Here is a 16,792-nt window from a genome sequence, read left to right as displayed (position 1 = left end):
GAAGGCTGCTCGTCTTCTTTCAATTTATTGGAATTCGTAATGGGTAGGTTGATTGAGTTTGTCAGCGATGGCAAATCTAGATAAATGATAGAAATTCCACTTCGGTGGTCTACAGAACCCGGCTTACAAGGTTTGCTTCTTTTTCGCTAATTGCTAAAAAAACCTTATATTGATTTCCATAATTGAAAATAGCATAACGCTGAATTTATGAGTACAATTTTAATCATTGACGATGAACGCGCCATCAGAAGTTCTCTGCGTGATATCTTGGAATATGAAGATTATACGATTTTAGATGTTGACAATGGCCGGGATGGATTGGATATTTTAAAAAAAGAAAAGATCAACTTGGTGCTATGTGACATCAAGATGAATAACATGGACGGAATGGAGGTGCTGTCCGAAGCACATCAGACCAGCCCAGACATCCCTTTTATTATGATTTCCGGTCATGGCACGATTGAAACAGCAGTTGAGGCGGCAAAAAAGGGTGCTTTTGATTTCCTTGAAAAACCATTGGATTTAAACCGATTGCTTATTACGGTTCGAAATGCATTGGATAAGAGTTCGCTAGTCACCGAAACCAAGGTATTAAAACGTAAAGTCAGCAGTTCAAAGACAAAAGATATATTGGGTGAATCCGGAGCAATTAAACGGATCAAAGAAACAATAGATCGTGTTGCTCCAACGGAGGCAAGAGTATTGATTACAGGGGCAAATGGTTCGGGTAAGGAGCTTGTGGCCCGTTGGCTGCATGAAAAATCAAATCGTTCACAGGCACCATTGATCGAGGTAAACTGTGCTGCGATTCCTTCGGAACTGATTGAATCCGAATTGTTCGGGCATGAAAAAGGTTCCTTTACTTCGGCGATTAAACAACGGATAGGTAAGTTTGAACAGGCCAGTGGTGGAACATTGTTTTTGGACGAGATAGGTGATATGAGCCTTTCTGCTCAGGCTAAGGTTTTGCGGGCTTTACAGGAACATAAAATTACCAGAGTGGGGGGAGATAAGGAAATTGATGTGAATGTACGTGTTGTCGCTGCAACCAACAAAGATTTGCTAAAAGAAATCGAAGAGGGTAATTTTAGAATGGACTTGTATCACCGTCTTTCGGTAATTTTAATCCATGTGCCTTCATTAATTGATCGCGTTGATGACATCCCTTTGCTTTCCACCAACTTTTGCGAAGAAATATGTATGGAGTACGGTATTCCTGTGAAGGAAATAACGAATGCTGCAATGAAAGAATTGAGCCATCTCCCCTGGACAGGAAATATTCGTGAATTGCGTAATATGATCGAGCGTCTAATTATTTTGAGTGATAAATCCATTACTGATAAAGATGTTGTTGCATTCGCTAATCCTTCGCGTGAGCCAGTAGGTGGAGTTGCCTATGAAAAAGGTGCAGTAAATTATGGGTTGGATATGGATTCGTTTGATTCGTTCCAGGATTATAAGGATCATGCGGAAAAAGAATTTATAAAATATAAATTGGAAAAGAATAATTGGAATGTGTCCAAGACTGCGGATGACCTCGATATACAGCGTAGTCATCTCTATAGTAAAATTGAGAAATTTGGTCTCAAAAGAGATTAATATAAATAAGGGCTTTCAAAAGAAGCCCTTATTTATATTAATCTAGCGATGTATTTTACTTTAAAAATCATGGTTAAGTAGCTGTATTGTTAAAATAATCTTAACATGATTTAATAAGCTGTCTAATCAAGATTTTTCTATTGCAGTATTGCTTTCACATTTGCTACTGAAATTTCAGTATAGTTTCTGACATAAGTATCGCTTACAGGAAGCTCTTGTTGTTTATGCGTTGATAATACAGCAACAACCTTCATTCCCGCATTCTTAGCAGCTGTAATACCCGAAAAGGAATCTTCAAATACAATACATTTTTCAATCGGCATACCAAGATTTTCAGCTGATTTCAAGTAAACTTCGGGATGTGGTTTATGAAGTTTCACATCTTCGCTGCTTAATGTGGACGAGAAAAGATCCCGGATCTTTAACTCATCCAAGATCAGATCCATATTTTCCTTGGGTGCAGATGTTGCTACTGCAAGTTTAAATCCATTGTCTTTTAATTCTTTTAAAAATTCTATTAAACCTTTAATAGGAGCTACATGTTCTTTGTAGATCACTCTAAAAAGCTGTTCTTTTTCAAATTCAAGCGTACGCAATTCTTCAGGAGATATTGGTCGTTTAAAAAAATGCTGCATGATATAGCTGTTGTGTTTGCCATACATATGCTGTTCAAATTCTTCTTCAGTAGCCTGCTGTACGTTATGGTTTTTAAAAAAAGCTCTGAAAGCTTCTGCGTGGAAGGGATTTGTGTGACTTATAACCCCGTCCATGTCAAAAATTGCCGCGTATTCTGTCATTTGGCTAATATACAATAATTGCTTTATTTGATTGTTTGTCGACTTTCATATTCCAGTAAATATTTTAGGATACTGTTACAATATGCCTAGATTATAACGACCTTTATCGGAACTGCTTACTTCTCTATGAAACTGGAAGAAATCTTCGTAGTTACTTGCTGGATAATTCCCTTCGAAGAGCTCCAATTTTCGGTACGTTAATAATTTATTTCCTTTTATTTCTGATTTAAATTCATATTTACCAAATGGTTTTTCGATGATCTTCTGTTCAGGTGTTATATTTTTTACGATGTTGTCCGGGAGTGTGATGCTAATGCTGTCAATGTCAATAAACCCACGTTCTATAAAAATATCCTCTGTACGATTTTTATTCTCAGAAATGCTGGATTGTGTATTGAAGATATTGGGCTGGATCAGCATTTTATTACCATTTTTCACCGCATAATTTTTAATGAAAATCGTTAGGTTTTCTTCAATAAATGGTTTCTCCTGTTTGTGTTCGGCGTATTTTACCTGGTCGAAATTGATATTGTCAATGTTATAATACTCGGCCAATAATTTGGTTTTCTCATTGTTGTTCGCTAAAAGTATCTCCATATGGTTTTCATATTGCGTGCCATAAAACTTCGTGTTTAAAACACCTTTTATGCTGCCGTCATCAGCGAGTGTCAGGTCAGCATTGCGAAGCTGGAGATTGGTTGAGTTACTATATTTTGGCGTATGCATAATCACCCCGCCATTTTCGGTACAGGCAATGACGTCCCTGTCATCCGTAAAATTGCTGAGGAATCCAAAAGGAAGGTTCTGACTGGTACATTCCAGCCAAGTCGTGTCATTTTTGAAGGGGACGCATAGGATTGCATGATTGCCATCCTGTACGTTTGCAAATGTCTTGTGGAAATTCTCCTTGCGTTTTCCGGCTTCAACCATACAATAGTAAGAAGGTATATCAACTGCTGATAACATACTTCTCATATAGTTCACCAGGGCTTTGCAATCACCATATCCTAAACGGTCAACCTCAGATGCAGGAAAAGGTTCAAGTCCGCCTATTCCGATCTGAATGCTGATATATCTCGTGTTTTTTTGCAGATAATCGTATAGAATTTTTGCTTTTTCCCGATCCGATGAAGCATTCTTTGTCAGTGATATGAATTTCTGTTTTGAGGCTTCGGTAAGATCTTCCTTTTTGCTCAATAATTTGGTTGTAAACCAGTCTCCGTATTCTTTCCAGTCGCTAAAGTTGCCTTCTTTTCCGTAGTAGACAAAGTTTTTAGGAACGATCAATACACTTGTTCTTTTTAGATTGGGATTGGGGCTATAAGACTCCTCTTTTTTAGCGGGAATTTGTTCTGTGCTCCAGAATTTGCTGACTGTTTTGTCGGTTTTCTCCTCTTTAATAGCACCTTTATAGTTTTTTGACTCGATGCGGAATTCAGTGCCAATCGGCGTTATAAATTGATAGCTGCTTTTTTCAATGGAAACATTGTTCGAAACTTCAGGAGTCCATGAAGGAATAATCAAGTTTTGTTTATGTTTTACTTCGTATTGATATTCAATCGTATAGGGGTAACTGTGGTAATCGGGAACATAGAGCTTCATCCTCGAATCCGCAAACATCGTACTGTTGTCGACAGCACTAAGATCTTTAAAATCCTTGCTTGCTATTTTTTTCTGTAATATCCCCATCTCATTATAAATCGCTCCTTTGATGCTCTTGATCTCATTTGATTTGTTATAATGTATTGGAAGGGCAGCATAGTAATCCCCATTTTTATTATAAACGGTAATGGCGCGCGTGACGGTTTCAATAACTTGCTCCGGAGATTTTACTTCCACCACGGTTTTGTCATTTCTAACGGTGGCTACGGCCCGGCTTTTTAATGCACTCGGAATGTTGGCAATATCATAGTTATCTTGTCCAATAGCGGCAATTGGAAGGAGGAAATAGATTAAATTGGCAATTAACGTTTTCATTTTTTTGTGGTTAATCTAATATCTAATTTTTGCTGTTGTATAATACGTGAATAAAGCTCTTTTAAGGAGAAGTACTCATCTACCGTGAATATGGGCTTGTTAAAACTCAGGCTTCCCAGAACTTCCAGTTTATTGTCATTTAGTTGTGTCATATATTTATATCGCGCAGCGGATTCAGGAAGAGCCAAAGATACGTTTTGAGGTTTATCAGTTACGTCATATTGTTCCGGGATTTCCAATTGGATAGTATATTGAAGCTTAGACTTAAATCCCATATCTACCGGATAGGTACGGTCCTGAATTTTGAATGGATTATAGGATATACGGTCGATGACGTTAGGAGCAAACGATAATATAGTACTTCCTTGTTGTTTATTGACATCTAGTGTAATATCAAATGTCTCGTTTAATACCTGATCAACCTCGTTGAGATGTTCAATTTTAGCATTTGTAAGGCTGACGTTGGGCATCTCTTCATCCAGTTTCTCCCAATATTCTTCGAGGGAGTTGAATTTGGCGATATGTTGTCTTTTCAAAAGCGCTTTATTGCCTTGACTGCTTATGGTGAGTGTTCCTTTAATCTGGCCTTGGTCGTTTAGTACGCCTATCAAGGTATAGTATTGTTCGGATATCTCTTCAGAAGCTAATGGAAACCAGTCTGAACTCTTTTTGGAGTATATGATTCTGCCGCGTTCATTGAGACATTGTAGTGGCAATGAGCCAAAGGGAAGATAGGTGTTCGATGCATCCAGTTTATATTTTGTTCCATCGATGTCAACGCAGGCGATAACATAGTCAAAATCTGATAATACAGGGAATAGTGAATTTGGCGTGCCATTTCGTCTAGTCGATAGAATAATTGGATAAGCGTCTAAATCCGCAGCTTGTAAAGCCGTGACCAGCGCTAAATTGATATCACCAATATTGCCGGTTCTTTTTTCCAAAGCTTTTTCAATTCCGCTTTCTGCATATTTCCCGAGATAGTTATTCCATTTTATCTGTTTCTTGATATAGTCATAGATTTTGTTGGCCTTTACCAATTTTGAATCATTTGGAGATAAAAGCGTTGACAAGGTAGTTTTGAAGAGATCTGTTTTCTTCAATTGTCCACCAAAGGTCTTCTCATTCATTAATTCTGTGTCAACATCTTTCCATGTCTTACTAAAGGTTTTTTTAACACCGGTACTTGGATAGAATATAGATTCGAGTTCATAATATATTGCGGATTTAAAATTTTTTGGAGAAGTCATAAAGTCTTCTTCAATAAAAGCTGGAATATTGGACATCGTATAGGTGAGTTTTGAACAATCCATTCTTATTCCATCCAAAAAGAGATATTCCTTCAAAACTTCTCCTTTTTTTTGGTCATCCAGTTTATATGGACCACGCAATACGACATTATAAGTAAAAGATGCAGGTATAATAGCGATATATTGGCTCTTTAATTTAGGAATATCATCCTGAAATACCCATGTCTTAAAATTAAATAAGTCCTGTTCAAGTGTTCGATAAGAAACTTCTATGATGGATCCTTCTTTAATATTGGGAAGCGTAAATTTATTCAGATCAAGGTAAGCCGAGTAATTTTCTTTAAAAACCTTTTTATTCTCAAGTTCTGTTCGATTGATCTGCCCGTTTTCCAAATTGTAGGTAACAGCCTTTAACTCGTCCAGATGGTCACGGATATAATTCCCTCTTTTGTAGGATGGTATTTCGAAGTTAGCTTTTTTAAATCCTTCTTTGTTATTTATACGAATAAGCACATGGTACTCATGCATTAATTTTACCCGGTGGTCATAGTCATCGACGAAGACTGCGCTTTGCCCAAATTCTTTTAAGACAATAGCATCGGCATTACTGTCGAGTGGCGTGGGCGAAAAATCCGAAATAGAGATTCTACCAAAATCGAAATTTTGACCAAATATAGTTGGACAAAAATAAAATATTAAAAATAGCGTTAAAAAATGGCGCATAACTTAGGCGTAATTTGTTTACGAATATAAGTTTTTGTCCAAAATTAAACGATAGCTTTAAAAATATTATTTGTCTATTTGTAGTAGATTGTTAATGACTTCGGTGATATTATCGATATCTTCACCATCCTCCAGCATCGAAAACGCGAGATATGTTGCATAGATCTCAGGACTGAATTTAACATGTTTGTCTGAAATAAACTTGTCGATCTGCTGCTCATTGCATTCGAAATTTATACTTTGCAACTCGTTGAACAGGTTGGTTGAGATTGTTTGATGATTTTCTCCACAGGCAAATCCTGCAATAATATGGAATAGAAATTTATCGGTTATTTCGTCATCTTCCTTTTTGAACATAGCACGAATATGCTTATAATCGAATTTAGTTTTTGCACTATTGACTATAGTGTCCCAAATCTGATACTCCGCTTTTGTCTCCATAGCTCACTTTAAATTTATATTGGTATAAGCAATATACTAAAAATAATTTTATTTTGGGCAAGGATGGAAGCAAGATTTCTTTGGAAGTGGCGTGTATGCTATTTTTTTTGTACGCCATCCAGACGCAAATTAAGACATTAAGAGGTTGAAAATCATTTCACCTAATAAACATCCCAATAAGATGCCGGAAATAACGGATAGACTTATTTTTAACCAGACAGGGCTTGTTGTTAACGCTAATTTCATGCTGTAAAAATGCATTAAAAAAATCCGTTAAGAAAGAATTTTGCTGGAGAAAAAGCCTATTGTAGTCATATCATGACATGAAACTATGGGCTTTGTGGTATGATAATTGAAAATTAATATTTGAATTCGATTTTTTTAGTAATTTAAGTCGGAAAATGATTTTTTGAAATAGCCTGATTTATAATTATGATGACACGAATAGTATTGACAGTATTTCTGTTTACAATGGCAAAGATGGGGCTGGGGCAGCAGTTGAATATTGATAAGATCCGGAAAGATTATGCTGAGGCCGTTAAGGATGAGGATTTATGTGAACGGAATTTTGAGATACTCGATGAAGGTGCTAAATCCACTACAGAAAAAGTTTACCGGGCGGCTTATGAGATATTAATGGCTAAACACATGGGTAACCCCTTTAAAAAAGTCGGTCAGTTTAAAGAAGGTAAGAAACATTTGGAAGAATTGATTAAAGATAATCCCAATCATATAGAAGCCAGATTTATTCGATGGAGTGTGCAGGTCCACGCGCCTTCATTTTTGGGATATAAAGATAATATTATTGAAGATAAGAACTTCCTTATCAAAAATCTTCATAAGTTGCCAAATGAAGAAGCAAAATCAATCATTTACAATTACCTGAAAGGAGCCAATTCCTATCTGAAAGGGGGGCAGATATTCACTACGGTTGATTTAAAGGAACTTGGACAATAGACGTTAAAGGATGTTAATTCAATAGAATGCTATTTTTTTGGCTGCAATATTGCTTTATCTTAGTTCGACGAATTAATTCAACATCTACAAAATTAGAATGCTATGAAGAATATAGTTTTTCCGATGTCCATACTGACCGCAAGTTTACTTTTTACGGCATGTGGTGTCAGTAAAAAAACATATGTAGGTTTGCAGACAGAGTATAAAACCTTGCAGACACAATATCAGGATAGCCAACTTCAATTGACTGAAAGTCGGTCACGGATTAAGAGCTTGGAAGATCAATTGGCTTCAGAACGGCAAAATAATGCTGATCTTAAGGCGGCTTATGCAGCGCTACAAAGTTCTCTGGATAAGAGTATCAATCAAAACTCACAGGGAAATGTCAATATTTCAAAACTTGTTGATGAAATCAATGCTTCAAATAAGTATATCAAACATCTTGTTGAAACAAAGAACAAGTCTGACTCGTTGAATTTGGTATTGACAAATAACCTGACTCGATCACTGAGCCGTGAGGAGTTACAGGAGGTTGATGTTCAGGTTTTAAAAGGTGTAGTATATATATCGCTTGCAGATAATATGCTGTACAAGTCTGGTAGTTATGAAATCAGTGATCGTGCTGACATGACGCTGAGCAAAATAGCGAAGATTATTCAGGATTACAGAGATTACGAAGTATTGATTGAGGGTAATACAGATACTGACCCCATTTCAAAACCAAACATCCGGAACAACTGGGATTTAAGTACATTAAGAGCTTCTTCTGTTGTTCAGGCCTTACAGACTAAGTACGGAGTGGATCCCAAGCGATTGACAGCAGGGGGTAGAGGAGAGTATAATCCTGTTGCAGATAATTCAACCGCTCTTGGAAAACAACGCAACCGTAGGACACAGATTATTATTACACCGAAGCTGGATCAATTTATGGAATTGATTGATAAAGCCCCGGAGCCAAGTGAGGTAACACCGGAACAATAAGTTAATCCCAATATCGCTCCGTGGAGCGATAGAAGATACTGTTTAAATAAAAAATCCTTTCCGATCTTTGGAAAGGATTTTTTATTTACCCGAAAAATTTACTTGGATCAAAACCATGTTCCTTCAGTACATCGTCTGGAACACCGTTCCAGACCCCCGGTTTATTGCCGGCATATCCTATATCTTTGATGCCTATCTCACTGGTATAAAATCCGGAAGAAGTGAGGTTGCGCATCAATGAAAAGAACGCGGCGCCCTGTTGCATTTCTGGTTTTGCCAGCTCAGGATAAGCAATTTCATCTACGAGTGCGAGTTGATCTTTGCTGGCACACTTTATAAATACATTACCATACCGTCTTTTAGCCTGAAGATCCAGCCAACGTAGACCGCCCCGCATCGGGATCTTATTGTCGGGTAAATCTTTGACAATAAACTCGATAAAATCAGGAACTCCTGCCTCTGAAGCACTTCCTGATGTGCTGTCCTTTGGAATAATGATATCGGCTAAAACAGTAATTGTTGCCATTTCATGTTCATCAAAAAACTTTTCTGCCTTTAACTGCGCTGTCCTTTCATATTCAAAATCCTGAACACCGGGTAATTTATCTGCATTATTTGCAGTTGTAGCGTTTTTAGCGTCTTTGGAATTACAAGCTGCGGTTAAAAGACCAGATCCAGCCGCAATAAAGCCTAATGCTTTTAGAGATTCTCTTCTATTCATGCTTTAACCATTTAATTTTTTCTTTTCCTGTAATATGTATTCTGCCGTGCGCATTGATAGAGCCAGAATTGTCCATGTGAGATTTTTATCACCTTGTTGTACAAATGGACCGGCGTCTACTACATAGAGATTTTTGCAGTCATGGGCTTGTCCCCATTTGTTTAATACTGAAGTTTTAGGATCGTTGCCCATTCGGGTTGTGCCCCCTTCATGAATAATTTTTCCTGGGGCTTCCAAACCGTATAAGGTATCTGCACCCGGAATTTTAGACGTAATGACAGCACCCATTTCATGCATAATGGATTGAAATGTTTCTTGCATGTGTTTGGCTTGTGCTATTTCTTCATTTGCCCATTTGTAATTAAAGCGGAGTACCGGAATGCCAAATTTGTCAACTTGGTTAGGGTCAATTTCACAATAATTATCTTTTCTTGCCAATGCTGTACCGCGACCTGCCATACCAACATTTGCACCATAGTAGCTGCGGAAATCTTCTTTCAGCGCTGTGCCATATCCGCCTTTCGCTTTTGTTTGTCCATTGGCACCTTTTCCGGTATCATTTACGTTTGGTACCCAGTTTAAAAAGCCATAGGATGGCATATGCAAACCACCGCCGTATTCAATATGATAACCTCTTGGGAAATTCAGTTTTGCGTTGTCTTCCCACCATGGTGAATAGATATGGACGCTCCCCACCCCGTCTTCGTTATATCTCTTACGATCGAGAAGTTGGGGTAAATATCCAGAAAGGCTGGCTCCAGTCGAATCATGGAGATATCTTCCGACTAAGCCACTGCTATTTCCCACACCGCCGGGGTGCGATTTCGATTTTGAATTTAGCATGATCCGGGCGCTTTCGCAGGCACTCGCACCCAGAATAACCGTTTTTCCTTTTACGGTATATTCTTGTAAATCTTTTGTGTCAACATAGGAAACTCCAGTAGCGATGCCCTCATCGTTGGTCAATACTTCCCGAACCATTGCATTGTCGATCACTTTTAGATTCCCGGTTTTCATTGCTGGAATCACCAGGCAAGATGATGATGAGAAATCCCCATATACTTTACATGCACGGCCGCATTGTCCGCAATAGAAACAGGTACCTCTGTCTTTAATGTCTTTGGAAACCTCGGTCAGTACCGCACCACGCCCCGGAATGACAGGTACACCGGCTTTCTTGGCGCCTTTTGCAATATATAATTCGTTGAGTCGAGGTTTTGGAGGTTTCATAAAAATACCATCAGGTTCGTTATGTATGCCCTCCGCTGTTCCATAAATTCCGATCATGCGGTCTACGCGATCATAAAATGGTTTCACTTCATCATAAGTGATCGGCCATTCATCCGTGACCCCATCTTTCGGTTTAAAATCATCAGGTCCCATCCGCAAAGATATACGTCCCCAGTGATTTGTTCGACCACCCAGCATTCTTGCTCTGAACCATTCGAATTCGGTTCCATTTACTTTACTGTAAGGCTCGCCCTCAAGTTGCCAACCGCCAAAGGCAGCGTCAAAATCGCCAAAAGGCCGTGTGGTACCGGCTCCTCTTCGTGGGGACTCCCATGGCCAACGTAACTGTAACGAATCTTTTGCCGGATCATAAAAGGGACCAGCCTCCAGCATCAATACTTTGAGACCTGCATGCGCCAGAATATATCCGGCCATACCCCCTCCGGCACCAGAGCCGACTACGATCGCGTCAAACAATTCGGGATTTTCTTTAATTTGATAATTTGACATAATTAAATTGAGTAATTAATTGAATACCCGATGAGATACATTTCTTGAGCGATTTAGCTATCTATGGGACGGTTCAATTAATTGATGGTTATTGTTTCATGTTTAAAATCATCGTGAATATATTGATAAAATTTTATTTTTTTTCAATTTAATTTATCGTTTTAGCAAGTTTCTAAATAAAGAATAGAAGATTGTTACAAATGTCGTGCTGATTATTTGAATGAAACGAGCATGATGTGGGTGCCCAGCGTAAAATGGTACCGATATTACTCGCACAAGAAATATCGGTTACCGCTTGATCTGACTTAATTTTTTAAGTTGATTGTGCTATCTATTCCAATCTCTTGCTGAAATATTTCATCATGTGAAATAACAAGCAGTGTACCCTTGTAACCTTGAATTGCATGGGTAAGTACACGAATATTTTGGATATCTAAATTATTGGTAGGTTCATCCAATACGATCAGATCCGGAGCCTGCTGTTTAATTGTTAGGCAGCACAGGATCAGACGCATTTTCTCGCCGCCACTTAGAAATTTACAAGATTTGTCCCAGTCATCTTTCCCGAATAGAAAACGGTTGAGTCTAATTTTGATTTCGTGTTCCGGTAAGGATTCTGTATTGTAATTTTGAGCCTGTTCATAAACGCTCAGCTGCAGATCGATAAGCGAATACTCTTGGTCGAGGTAGATAGCGCTGAAGTTATGTCGTTCAATTCGACCTTGCGTAGGAGTGAGTCGGCCTAAGAGCAATTTAACCAATGTCGTTTTGCCGGAACCATTGTTGCCCTTTATAATAACTCGGTCTCCACTGAATAGCTGTAAGTCAATATTTTCCTTCCATAGTGCAGTTGAATTGTATTGAAAATTGATGTCTGTGGCTTTGATGATGCTTTTTCCGAGGGGGAAAATACTGTTTCCCAAATCAATTTTGATTTCATCCAATGCAGCTTTTGTACTCCTAAGCCCTTGGAGATTGGATTGGATATCGCCAATTTTGTCTTGGTGAACACTTTTGATTTTGGCCGTGCTTTTTTCCGCATTGTTCCGTAATGTGTTCATCATAATACGGGCAACACCTGCTTTCTCCTGTTTTTTTTGACCGCGGTTATTTAATCTATTTTGCCTTTCAATGGTTTCTCTTTCTTTTTCTTTTGCAATTTTGACTGCTTTTTCCTGATGTTGTATGTCCTGTTGTAAAGCATGGCGTTCTATTTCTTTTTGCGACTCATAAAATGCATAGTTTCCGCCGTACCGTTTGATGCCCTTTACTGTCATTTCTAAAGTATCTTCCAGAAGGTTGAGGAGCATTCGATCATGGCTGACGACAATGATGGTTTGCTTTGAAGATTCTATCCAGCGATAAAGCTGCTTTTTGCTTTCAAAGTCCAAATGATTGCTGGGTTCATCTAAAAGAATAAGTTCACAAGCGTGAATCTGGATACCGGCCAACAGTATTTTAGTTTTTTGTCCGCCGCTGAGGTCGGACATTTTCTTTTTCAAATGAATTTCTGGTAGATTCCAATACCTGAAAGCTTCCTGGCAGCGTTCTTCCAGCGTCCAGTCCTCTTGAAGATCATTGAAATTTTGTTCGGAAGCATCGCCTTCTAGAATAGCATATAGTGCTTCCAGCTTTTTGTCAATGCCCAAAGCTTGGGCAACAGTAAACTCGTCATACTGTCCGGTAACTTGCGGGACGTACAAGGGGCGGGTATCGCAGTGTATGTTTCCTGCACTGGGAGATAGATCTCCGGCCATCATACGCAGTAATGTGGATTTACCGACACCGTTGTTGCCAATTAATGCTATTTTCTCTTGCGAGTTGATTGATAGACTTATGTTTTCAAACAATAAATCTTTATTTGGATGTATATAGGATACCTGTTGTAATGAAATCATGCTAAAATTCTTTAAATGTTAAAACAGACCATTTCGATAAGCCATTTATCGCTGGTATTGATGACGTTCTAAAGAATTTTAATCTTACATACAGTTTTATTTAGTTGTGGTACTGCAAATATACAGCTTTATTTTTGATCTCAAAAGTTTGTTTTTGATCTATAGTCAAATTCCTTAATACTTGGCTACAAAAATATAGGGTAATAGGTTGAATTTTGAGTGTATATTATTGCTGTTTGCGTGGAACAAATCGTAATTTTGAAAAAAAACATGGTAAATAAAATACTTCTTATAGATGACGAGGAGAAACTTCGTAAACTGCTCGCTAAGATTATCACTTTGGAGGGGTTCGAGGTAATCGAGGCCGCTGATATTAAATCTGGCTTGAAAAAGCTTGATGTTTTCGATATCGATGTTGTATTGTGTGATGTTAAGTTGCCCGATGGCAATGGCGTGGAAACCGCAAAACTGATCAAGGACCGTTATCCTATTGTTGAAATTATACTATTGACTGCCTATGGTAATATTCCAGATGGAGTTAAGGCAATAAAAAATGGTGCATTTGAATATATAACCAAAGGTGATGACAACAACAGGATTATTCCTTTGCTCTATAAAGCCTGTGAGAAGGTTGCGCTCGCCCGAAGGGTGAGACAATTGGAAAAGCAGTTGGGTGCTAGACTCTCATTTGATAAAATTATAGGAAGCTCTGCTGCCATAAAGTCTGCAATCGCTTTGGCTCAAAAAGTTTCTGTTACGAATACGACTGTGCTTTTAACCGGGGAAACGGGGACAGGTAAAGAGGTGTTCGCGCAAGCGATCCATCAAGCTAGTCCGCGAAAGGAACGTAGTTTTGTCGCAATAAATTGTGCCGCTTTCACGAAGGATCTGTTGGAAAATGAATTGTTCGGACATAAATCAGGCGCATTTACGGGCGCAACAAAAGACCAGCGAGGTCTCTTTGAAGAAGCGCATTTGGGGACCATTTTTTTGGATGAGATCGGGGAGATGGCGATCGAACTTCAGGCCAAAATCCTCCGTGTACTAGAGACAGGGGAATTTTTAAAAGTAGGTGATTCCAGGCCAACAAAAGTGGATGTCCGTATTATTGCCGCAACCAATAGGGATCTTGAAGCTGAAATTGATGCCGAGCATTTTAGAAGCGATTTATTTTATAGACTATCGGTCTTTACGATACAGCTACCGCCTTTGCGCCAACGTGTCCAGGATATTCGGTTATTGGCCCAATATTATGCCGATATTTTCGCCCTAAAATCGAATATCAAACCTTTACAAATGACAGCCGAATTTGTCGCTGCTCTCGAACGAAATGTGTGGCGGGGAAATATCCGTGAACTAAAAAATGTAATTGAACGCAGTGTCATATTAAGCGAAGATGGACGGCTGGATGTCGACAGCCTTCCTTTTGGAGTGAATAGTTTGAAAGCCAACGATGTGTTATCCTCCAGTTTTTCAATGACAACTATAGAACGCCAGCACATTCAGCGCGTATTGCAGCACACAAATGGAAATAAAGCAGAAGCAGCGCGCTTGTTGGAGATCGGTGTAGCCACCTTGTATCGAAAAATTGAGGAATATAAAATACAATGAAACTTAAGGCAAAGCTGACTTTCGGTGTAGGTTTTTTATTTTCCATGATCCTGTTTTTGGCCGTTTTAAGTGGCTGGAAAATCAGTCGTTTAAAACAGGATACCAATAATATTTTAGTTGCAAACTACAATACACTACAGTATTCAAGGAATATGCTGCTTGCCTTGGAGCAACTTCATGCCGACTTGGGCGGGCTGGAGCTTTTTGCAAAGAACTTAAAATTGCAACAGCAAAATATGACCGAAAATGGAGAAAAGGAAGCTACCGCACGTGTGAGTTTACATTTTTCAGCACTCCAACGGCAGCCATCAAATCTTGTTTTAATCGCTGATCTCAGGAAAGATATATCTCAATTGATGTATCTGAATATGGAAGCGATTGAGCACAAAAGTAAAATAGCAGATGACACGGCAGAAAAAGCAATTCTAGCCATATCGGTAGCAGGAGCGATTTGTTTTATGATTGCTTTTGTGCTGCTTATTAATCTTCCTGCCACAATCGCAAACCCAATTGCCCAATTGACGGAGAGCATACAGCAGATCGCCAATGGAAATTATCGACGACGCTTGCGTTTTGAGCGAAATGATGAATTTGGTCTCGTCGCCCAGTCCTTTAACACCATGGCTCAAAAGCTTGAAGAATATTCCGAAAGTAAGCTGGGGAAAATATTGGCTCACAAAAAGCGGATTGAAGCATTAATAGCGAATATGCATGATGCGGTTATCGGCGTTGACGAACAGGGGAAAGTACTTTTTGCGAATGAACAAGCCTGTCTGATAACTGGGGTAAAACTGAATGATTTTGAGGGAAGAAAATTGGAGGACATTGCTCTGTCTAACGATTTGGTAGATTGTTTAACAGGTAAGCTGTCGCATGAGCACCGAGAGAAAACGAATGCTGACCCGATTAAGGTGTTTGTCAATGGCAGGGAGAGTTATTTTGAGGAAGAGATTATCCCTATTAACATTATTCCAACGGGAGAAAGTGATTTTCAATATATAGGACAGTTTATCTTATTAAAGAATATAACCACATTCAAGGAGCTTGATGTCGCCAAAACAAATTTTATCGGAACAGTTTCTCATGAGTTGAAAACACCGATTGCTTCCATACGAATGGGAGTCCAGTTGTTAGAAAATAAGCAGATCGGTGCGTTGAATGACGAACAGAAAGAATTGCTTGTTAGCATTGCCGACGATACAGATCGTTTGTTACGTATCACTGGTGAGCTGTTGAATACGGCTCAGGTCGAAAGTGGTGCAATTCAGATGAAACTGATTCCAGTTGATGTAGCACCAATAGTAGAATATGCTGTATTGGCCAATAAGTCGATGGCTGAGCAGCGAGGAATTCATGTTGATGTTCATGTAGCGGAAGATTTGCCGTTAGTCATGGCAGATAGTGAAAAAGCGGCCTGGGTATTGACGAATTTGCTGTCTAATGCAATCCGGTATTCCAATGAACGGACTTCAGTTTCTATTCTAGTCAGCAAGCACGAGTCAGGAGTGTTTATAAGTGTACAGGATGCAGGGCAGGGAATCGCGCCACAATACCTTGCCAAAATTTTTGAACGATATTTTCGTGTTCCAGGGACAAACAAAGAAGGTACAGGCTTAGGGTTGAGTATTAGCAAAGAATTTATTGAAAGTATGGGCGGGAATATTAGCGTGGAAAGCGAGTATGGTGCTGGAAGCACATTTTCATTTTTTCTCCCTGTAGCCTAAATAGTGCAACCCTATCAATCTTTAAATCTATTTTCAAAATAGAGCGGTTTTTCCAATCAGAGGCCTTTTGGTTGGTCTTTTTTACGACCAAGCTTGGGGTAACATAGCACATTTATTGCCGTTTACTTACTCTTTCATTACTTTTTCATGGTTCATACAGCAACGAAAAGGCAACGAAACAACAACCAAATACCAGAGAAATAGCAAAGAAATAGCGAAGCAGAAGTAAAGCAGAAGCGAGTCAGGTCCCTAGAAAGTACGAAGAAACGGCCTATAATAACCAAAGAATCACCAAAGGATCACCAAAGAATAAGCGATAAATAAGCAGAGAAATAGTAATAAATAAGCAAAGAATAACCAAAGAAAAAGGCCA

Annotated in this window: 12 protein-coding genes and 1 other RNA gene (1 of these 13 cut by a window edge); 6 read left to right on the top strand and 7 right to left on the bottom strand. The window is 38.8% G+C overall.

Annotated features, from left to right (window positions below; translation table 11 throughout):
* Together rnpB and B4G94_RS10240 are read left to right on the top strand one after the other, a co-directional pair.
* Positions 1-142, top strand: an RNA gene (gene rnpB, locus B4G94_RS10245) — RNase P RNA component class A; it begins 195 nt to the left of the window's first position.
* Between the two features lie 65 nt (positions 143-207).
* Positions 208-1,599: a sigma-54-dependent transcriptional regulator gene (locus B4G94_RS10240; RefSeq protein WP_108633026.1), complete on the top strand. Its 1,392-nt coding sequence runs from the start codon at positions 208-210 to the stop codon at positions 1,597-1,599.
* Positions 1,600-1,736: 137 nt separating this feature from the next.
* Here B4G94_RS10240 and B4G94_RS10235 read toward each other — a convergent pair whose 3' ends face one another.
* The 4 genes from B4G94_RS10235 to B4G94_RS10220 form a co-directional block, all read right to left on the bottom strand.
* A complete protein-coding gene (locus tag B4G94_RS10235; RefSeq protein ID WP_108633027.1) occupies positions 1,737-2,396 on the bottom strand; it encodes an HAD family hydrolase in 660 nt (219 codons plus the stop codon).
* Positions 2,397-2,471: 75 nt separating this feature from the next.
* Complete coding sequence (locus tag B4G94_RS10230; RefSeq protein ID WP_286858706.1) at positions 2,472-4,373, bottom strand: DUF3857 domain-containing transglutaminase family protein; 1,902 nt, start codon at positions 4,371-4,373, stop codon at positions 2,472-2,474.
* A complete protein-coding gene (locus tag B4G94_RS10225; RefSeq protein ID WP_286858705.1) occupies positions 4,370-6,346 on the bottom strand; it encodes a DUF3857 domain-containing protein in 1,977 nt (658 codons plus the stop codon). Before B4G94_RS10225 ends, B4G94_RS10230 begins: the two co-directional genes overlap by 4 nt.
* Positions 6,347-6,412: 66 nt before the next feature.
* Positions 6,413-6,787, bottom strand: a complete 375-nt coding sequence (locus B4G94_RS10220) for a hypothetical protein (protein WP_108633030.1) — start codon at positions 6,785-6,787, stop codon at positions 6,413-6,415.
* A 432-nt stretch (positions 6,788-7,219) separates the two neighbouring features.
* Between B4G94_RS10220 and B4G94_RS10215 the strand changes: the two genes are divergently transcribed.
* Positions 7,220-7,744 carry a hypothetical protein gene (locus tag B4G94_RS10215; protein WP_108633031.1) on the top strand — a complete coding sequence of 175 codons (525 nt, stop codon included), beginning with the start codon at positions 7,220-7,222 and terminating at the stop codon, positions 7,742-7,744.
* Positions 7,745-7,846: 102 nt separating this feature from the next.
* Positions 7,847-8,725, top strand: coding sequence for an OmpA/MotB family protein (locus B4G94_RS10210; RefSeq protein WP_286858704.1), 879 nt, complete (start codon positions 7,847-7,849; stop codon positions 8,723-8,725).
* A gap of 85 nt (positions 8,726-8,810) precedes the next feature.
* On the opposite strand, the gene B4G94_RS10205 is transcribed toward B4G94_RS10210, so the two are convergent.
* The 3 genes from B4G94_RS10205 to B4G94_RS10195 all read right to left on the bottom strand — a co-directional run bounded on the left by B4G94_RS10205 (position 8,811) and on the right by B4G94_RS10195 (position 13,084).
* On the bottom strand, positions 8,811-9,446 hold the full coding sequence (locus B4G94_RS10205; protein WP_286858702.1) for a gluconate 2-dehydrogenase subunit 3 family protein: 636 nt from the start codon (positions 9,444-9,446) through the stop codon (positions 8,811-8,813).
* A 3-nt stretch (positions 9,447-9,449) separates the two neighbouring features.
* Positions 9,450-11,186: a GMC family oxidoreductase gene (locus tag B4G94_RS10200; protein WP_165308281.1), complete on the bottom strand. Its 1,737-nt coding sequence runs from the start codon at positions 11,184-11,186 to the stop codon at positions 9,450-9,452.
* Between the two features lie 305 nt (positions 11,187-11,491).
* Positions 11,492-13,084, bottom strand: coding sequence for an ABC-F family ATP-binding cassette domain-containing protein (locus B4G94_RS10195; RefSeq protein ID WP_286858701.1), 1,593 nt, complete (start codon positions 13,082-13,084; stop codon positions 11,492-11,494).
* A 270-nt stretch (positions 13,085-13,354) separates the two neighbouring features.
* Here B4G94_RS10195 and B4G94_RS10190 point away from each other — a divergent pair, with 270 nt between their 5' ends.
* Together B4G94_RS10190 and B4G94_RS10185 are read left to right on the top strand one after the other, a co-directional pair.
* Positions 13,355-14,695 carry a sigma-54-dependent transcriptional regulator gene (locus tag B4G94_RS10190; RefSeq protein ID WP_286858700.1) on the top strand — a complete coding sequence of 447 codons (1,341 nt, stop codon included), beginning with the start codon at positions 13,355-13,357 and terminating at the stop codon, positions 14,693-14,695.
* Positions 14,692-16,419: a sensor histidine kinase gene (locus B4G94_RS10185; protein WP_286858699.1), complete on the top strand. Its 1,728-nt coding sequence runs from the start codon at positions 14,692-14,694 to the stop codon at positions 16,417-16,419. Before B4G94_RS10190 ends, B4G94_RS10185 begins: the two co-directional genes overlap by 4 nt.
* Positions 16,420-16,792 lie beyond the last annotated feature (373 nt).

This window comes from Sphingobacterium sp. UBA7625, from assembly GCF_002484085.1.
GTDB lineage: Bacteria > Bacteroidota > Bacteroidia > Sphingobacteriales > Sphingobacteriaceae > Sphingobacterium > Sphingobacterium athyrii.
The sequence above is the reverse complement of the archived record's forward strand: the minus strand, read 5'-3'. Positions and strand labels throughout refer to the sequence as shown.

Bases quoted from the DNA above. Each gene is read 5' to 3' on its own strand.
- B4G94_RS10240 (WP_108633026.1), top strand. From the start codon at position 208: ATGAGTACAATTTTAATCATTGACGATGAACGCGCCATCAGAAGTTCT.
- B4G94_RS10235 (WP_108633027.1), bottom strand. From the start codon at position 2,396: ATGACAGAATACGCGGCAATTTTTGACATGGACGGGGTTATAAGTCAC.
- B4G94_RS10230 (WP_286858706.1), bottom strand. From the start codon at position 4,373: ATGAAAACGTTAATTGCCAATTTAATCTATTTCCTCCTTCCAATTGCC.
- B4G94_RS10225 (WP_286858705.1), bottom strand. From the start codon at position 6,346: ATGCGCCATTTTTTAACGCTATTTTTAATATTTTATTTTTGTCCAACT.
- B4G94_RS10220 (WP_108633030.1), bottom strand. From the start codon at position 6,787: ATGGAGACAAAAGCGGAGTATCAGATTTGGGACACTATAGTCAATAGT.
- B4G94_RS10215 (WP_108633031.1), top strand. From the start codon at position 7,220: ATGATGACACGAATAGTATTGACAGTATTTCTGTTTACAATGGCAAAG.
- B4G94_RS10210 (WP_286858704.1), top strand. From the start codon at position 7,847: ATGAAGAATATAGTTTTTCCGATGTCCATACTGACCGCAAGTTTACTT.
- B4G94_RS10205 (WP_286858702.1), bottom strand. From the start codon at position 9,446: ATGAATAGAAGAGAATCTCTAAAAGCATTAGGCTTTATTGCGGCTGGA.
- B4G94_RS10200 (WP_165308281.1), bottom strand. From the start codon at position 11,186: ATGTCAAATTATCAAATTAAAGAAAATCCCGAATTGTTTGACGCGATC.
- B4G94_RS10195 (WP_286858701.1), bottom strand. From the start codon at position 13,084: ATGATTTCATTACAACAGGTATCCTATATACATCCAAATAAAGATTTA.
- B4G94_RS10190 (WP_286858700.1), top strand. From the start codon at position 13,355: ATGGTAAATAAAATACTTCTTATAGATGACGAGGAGAAACTTCGTAAA.
- B4G94_RS10185 (WP_286858699.1), top strand. From the start codon at position 14,692: ATGAAACTTAAGGCAAAGCTGACTTTCGGTGTAGGTTTTTTATTTTCC.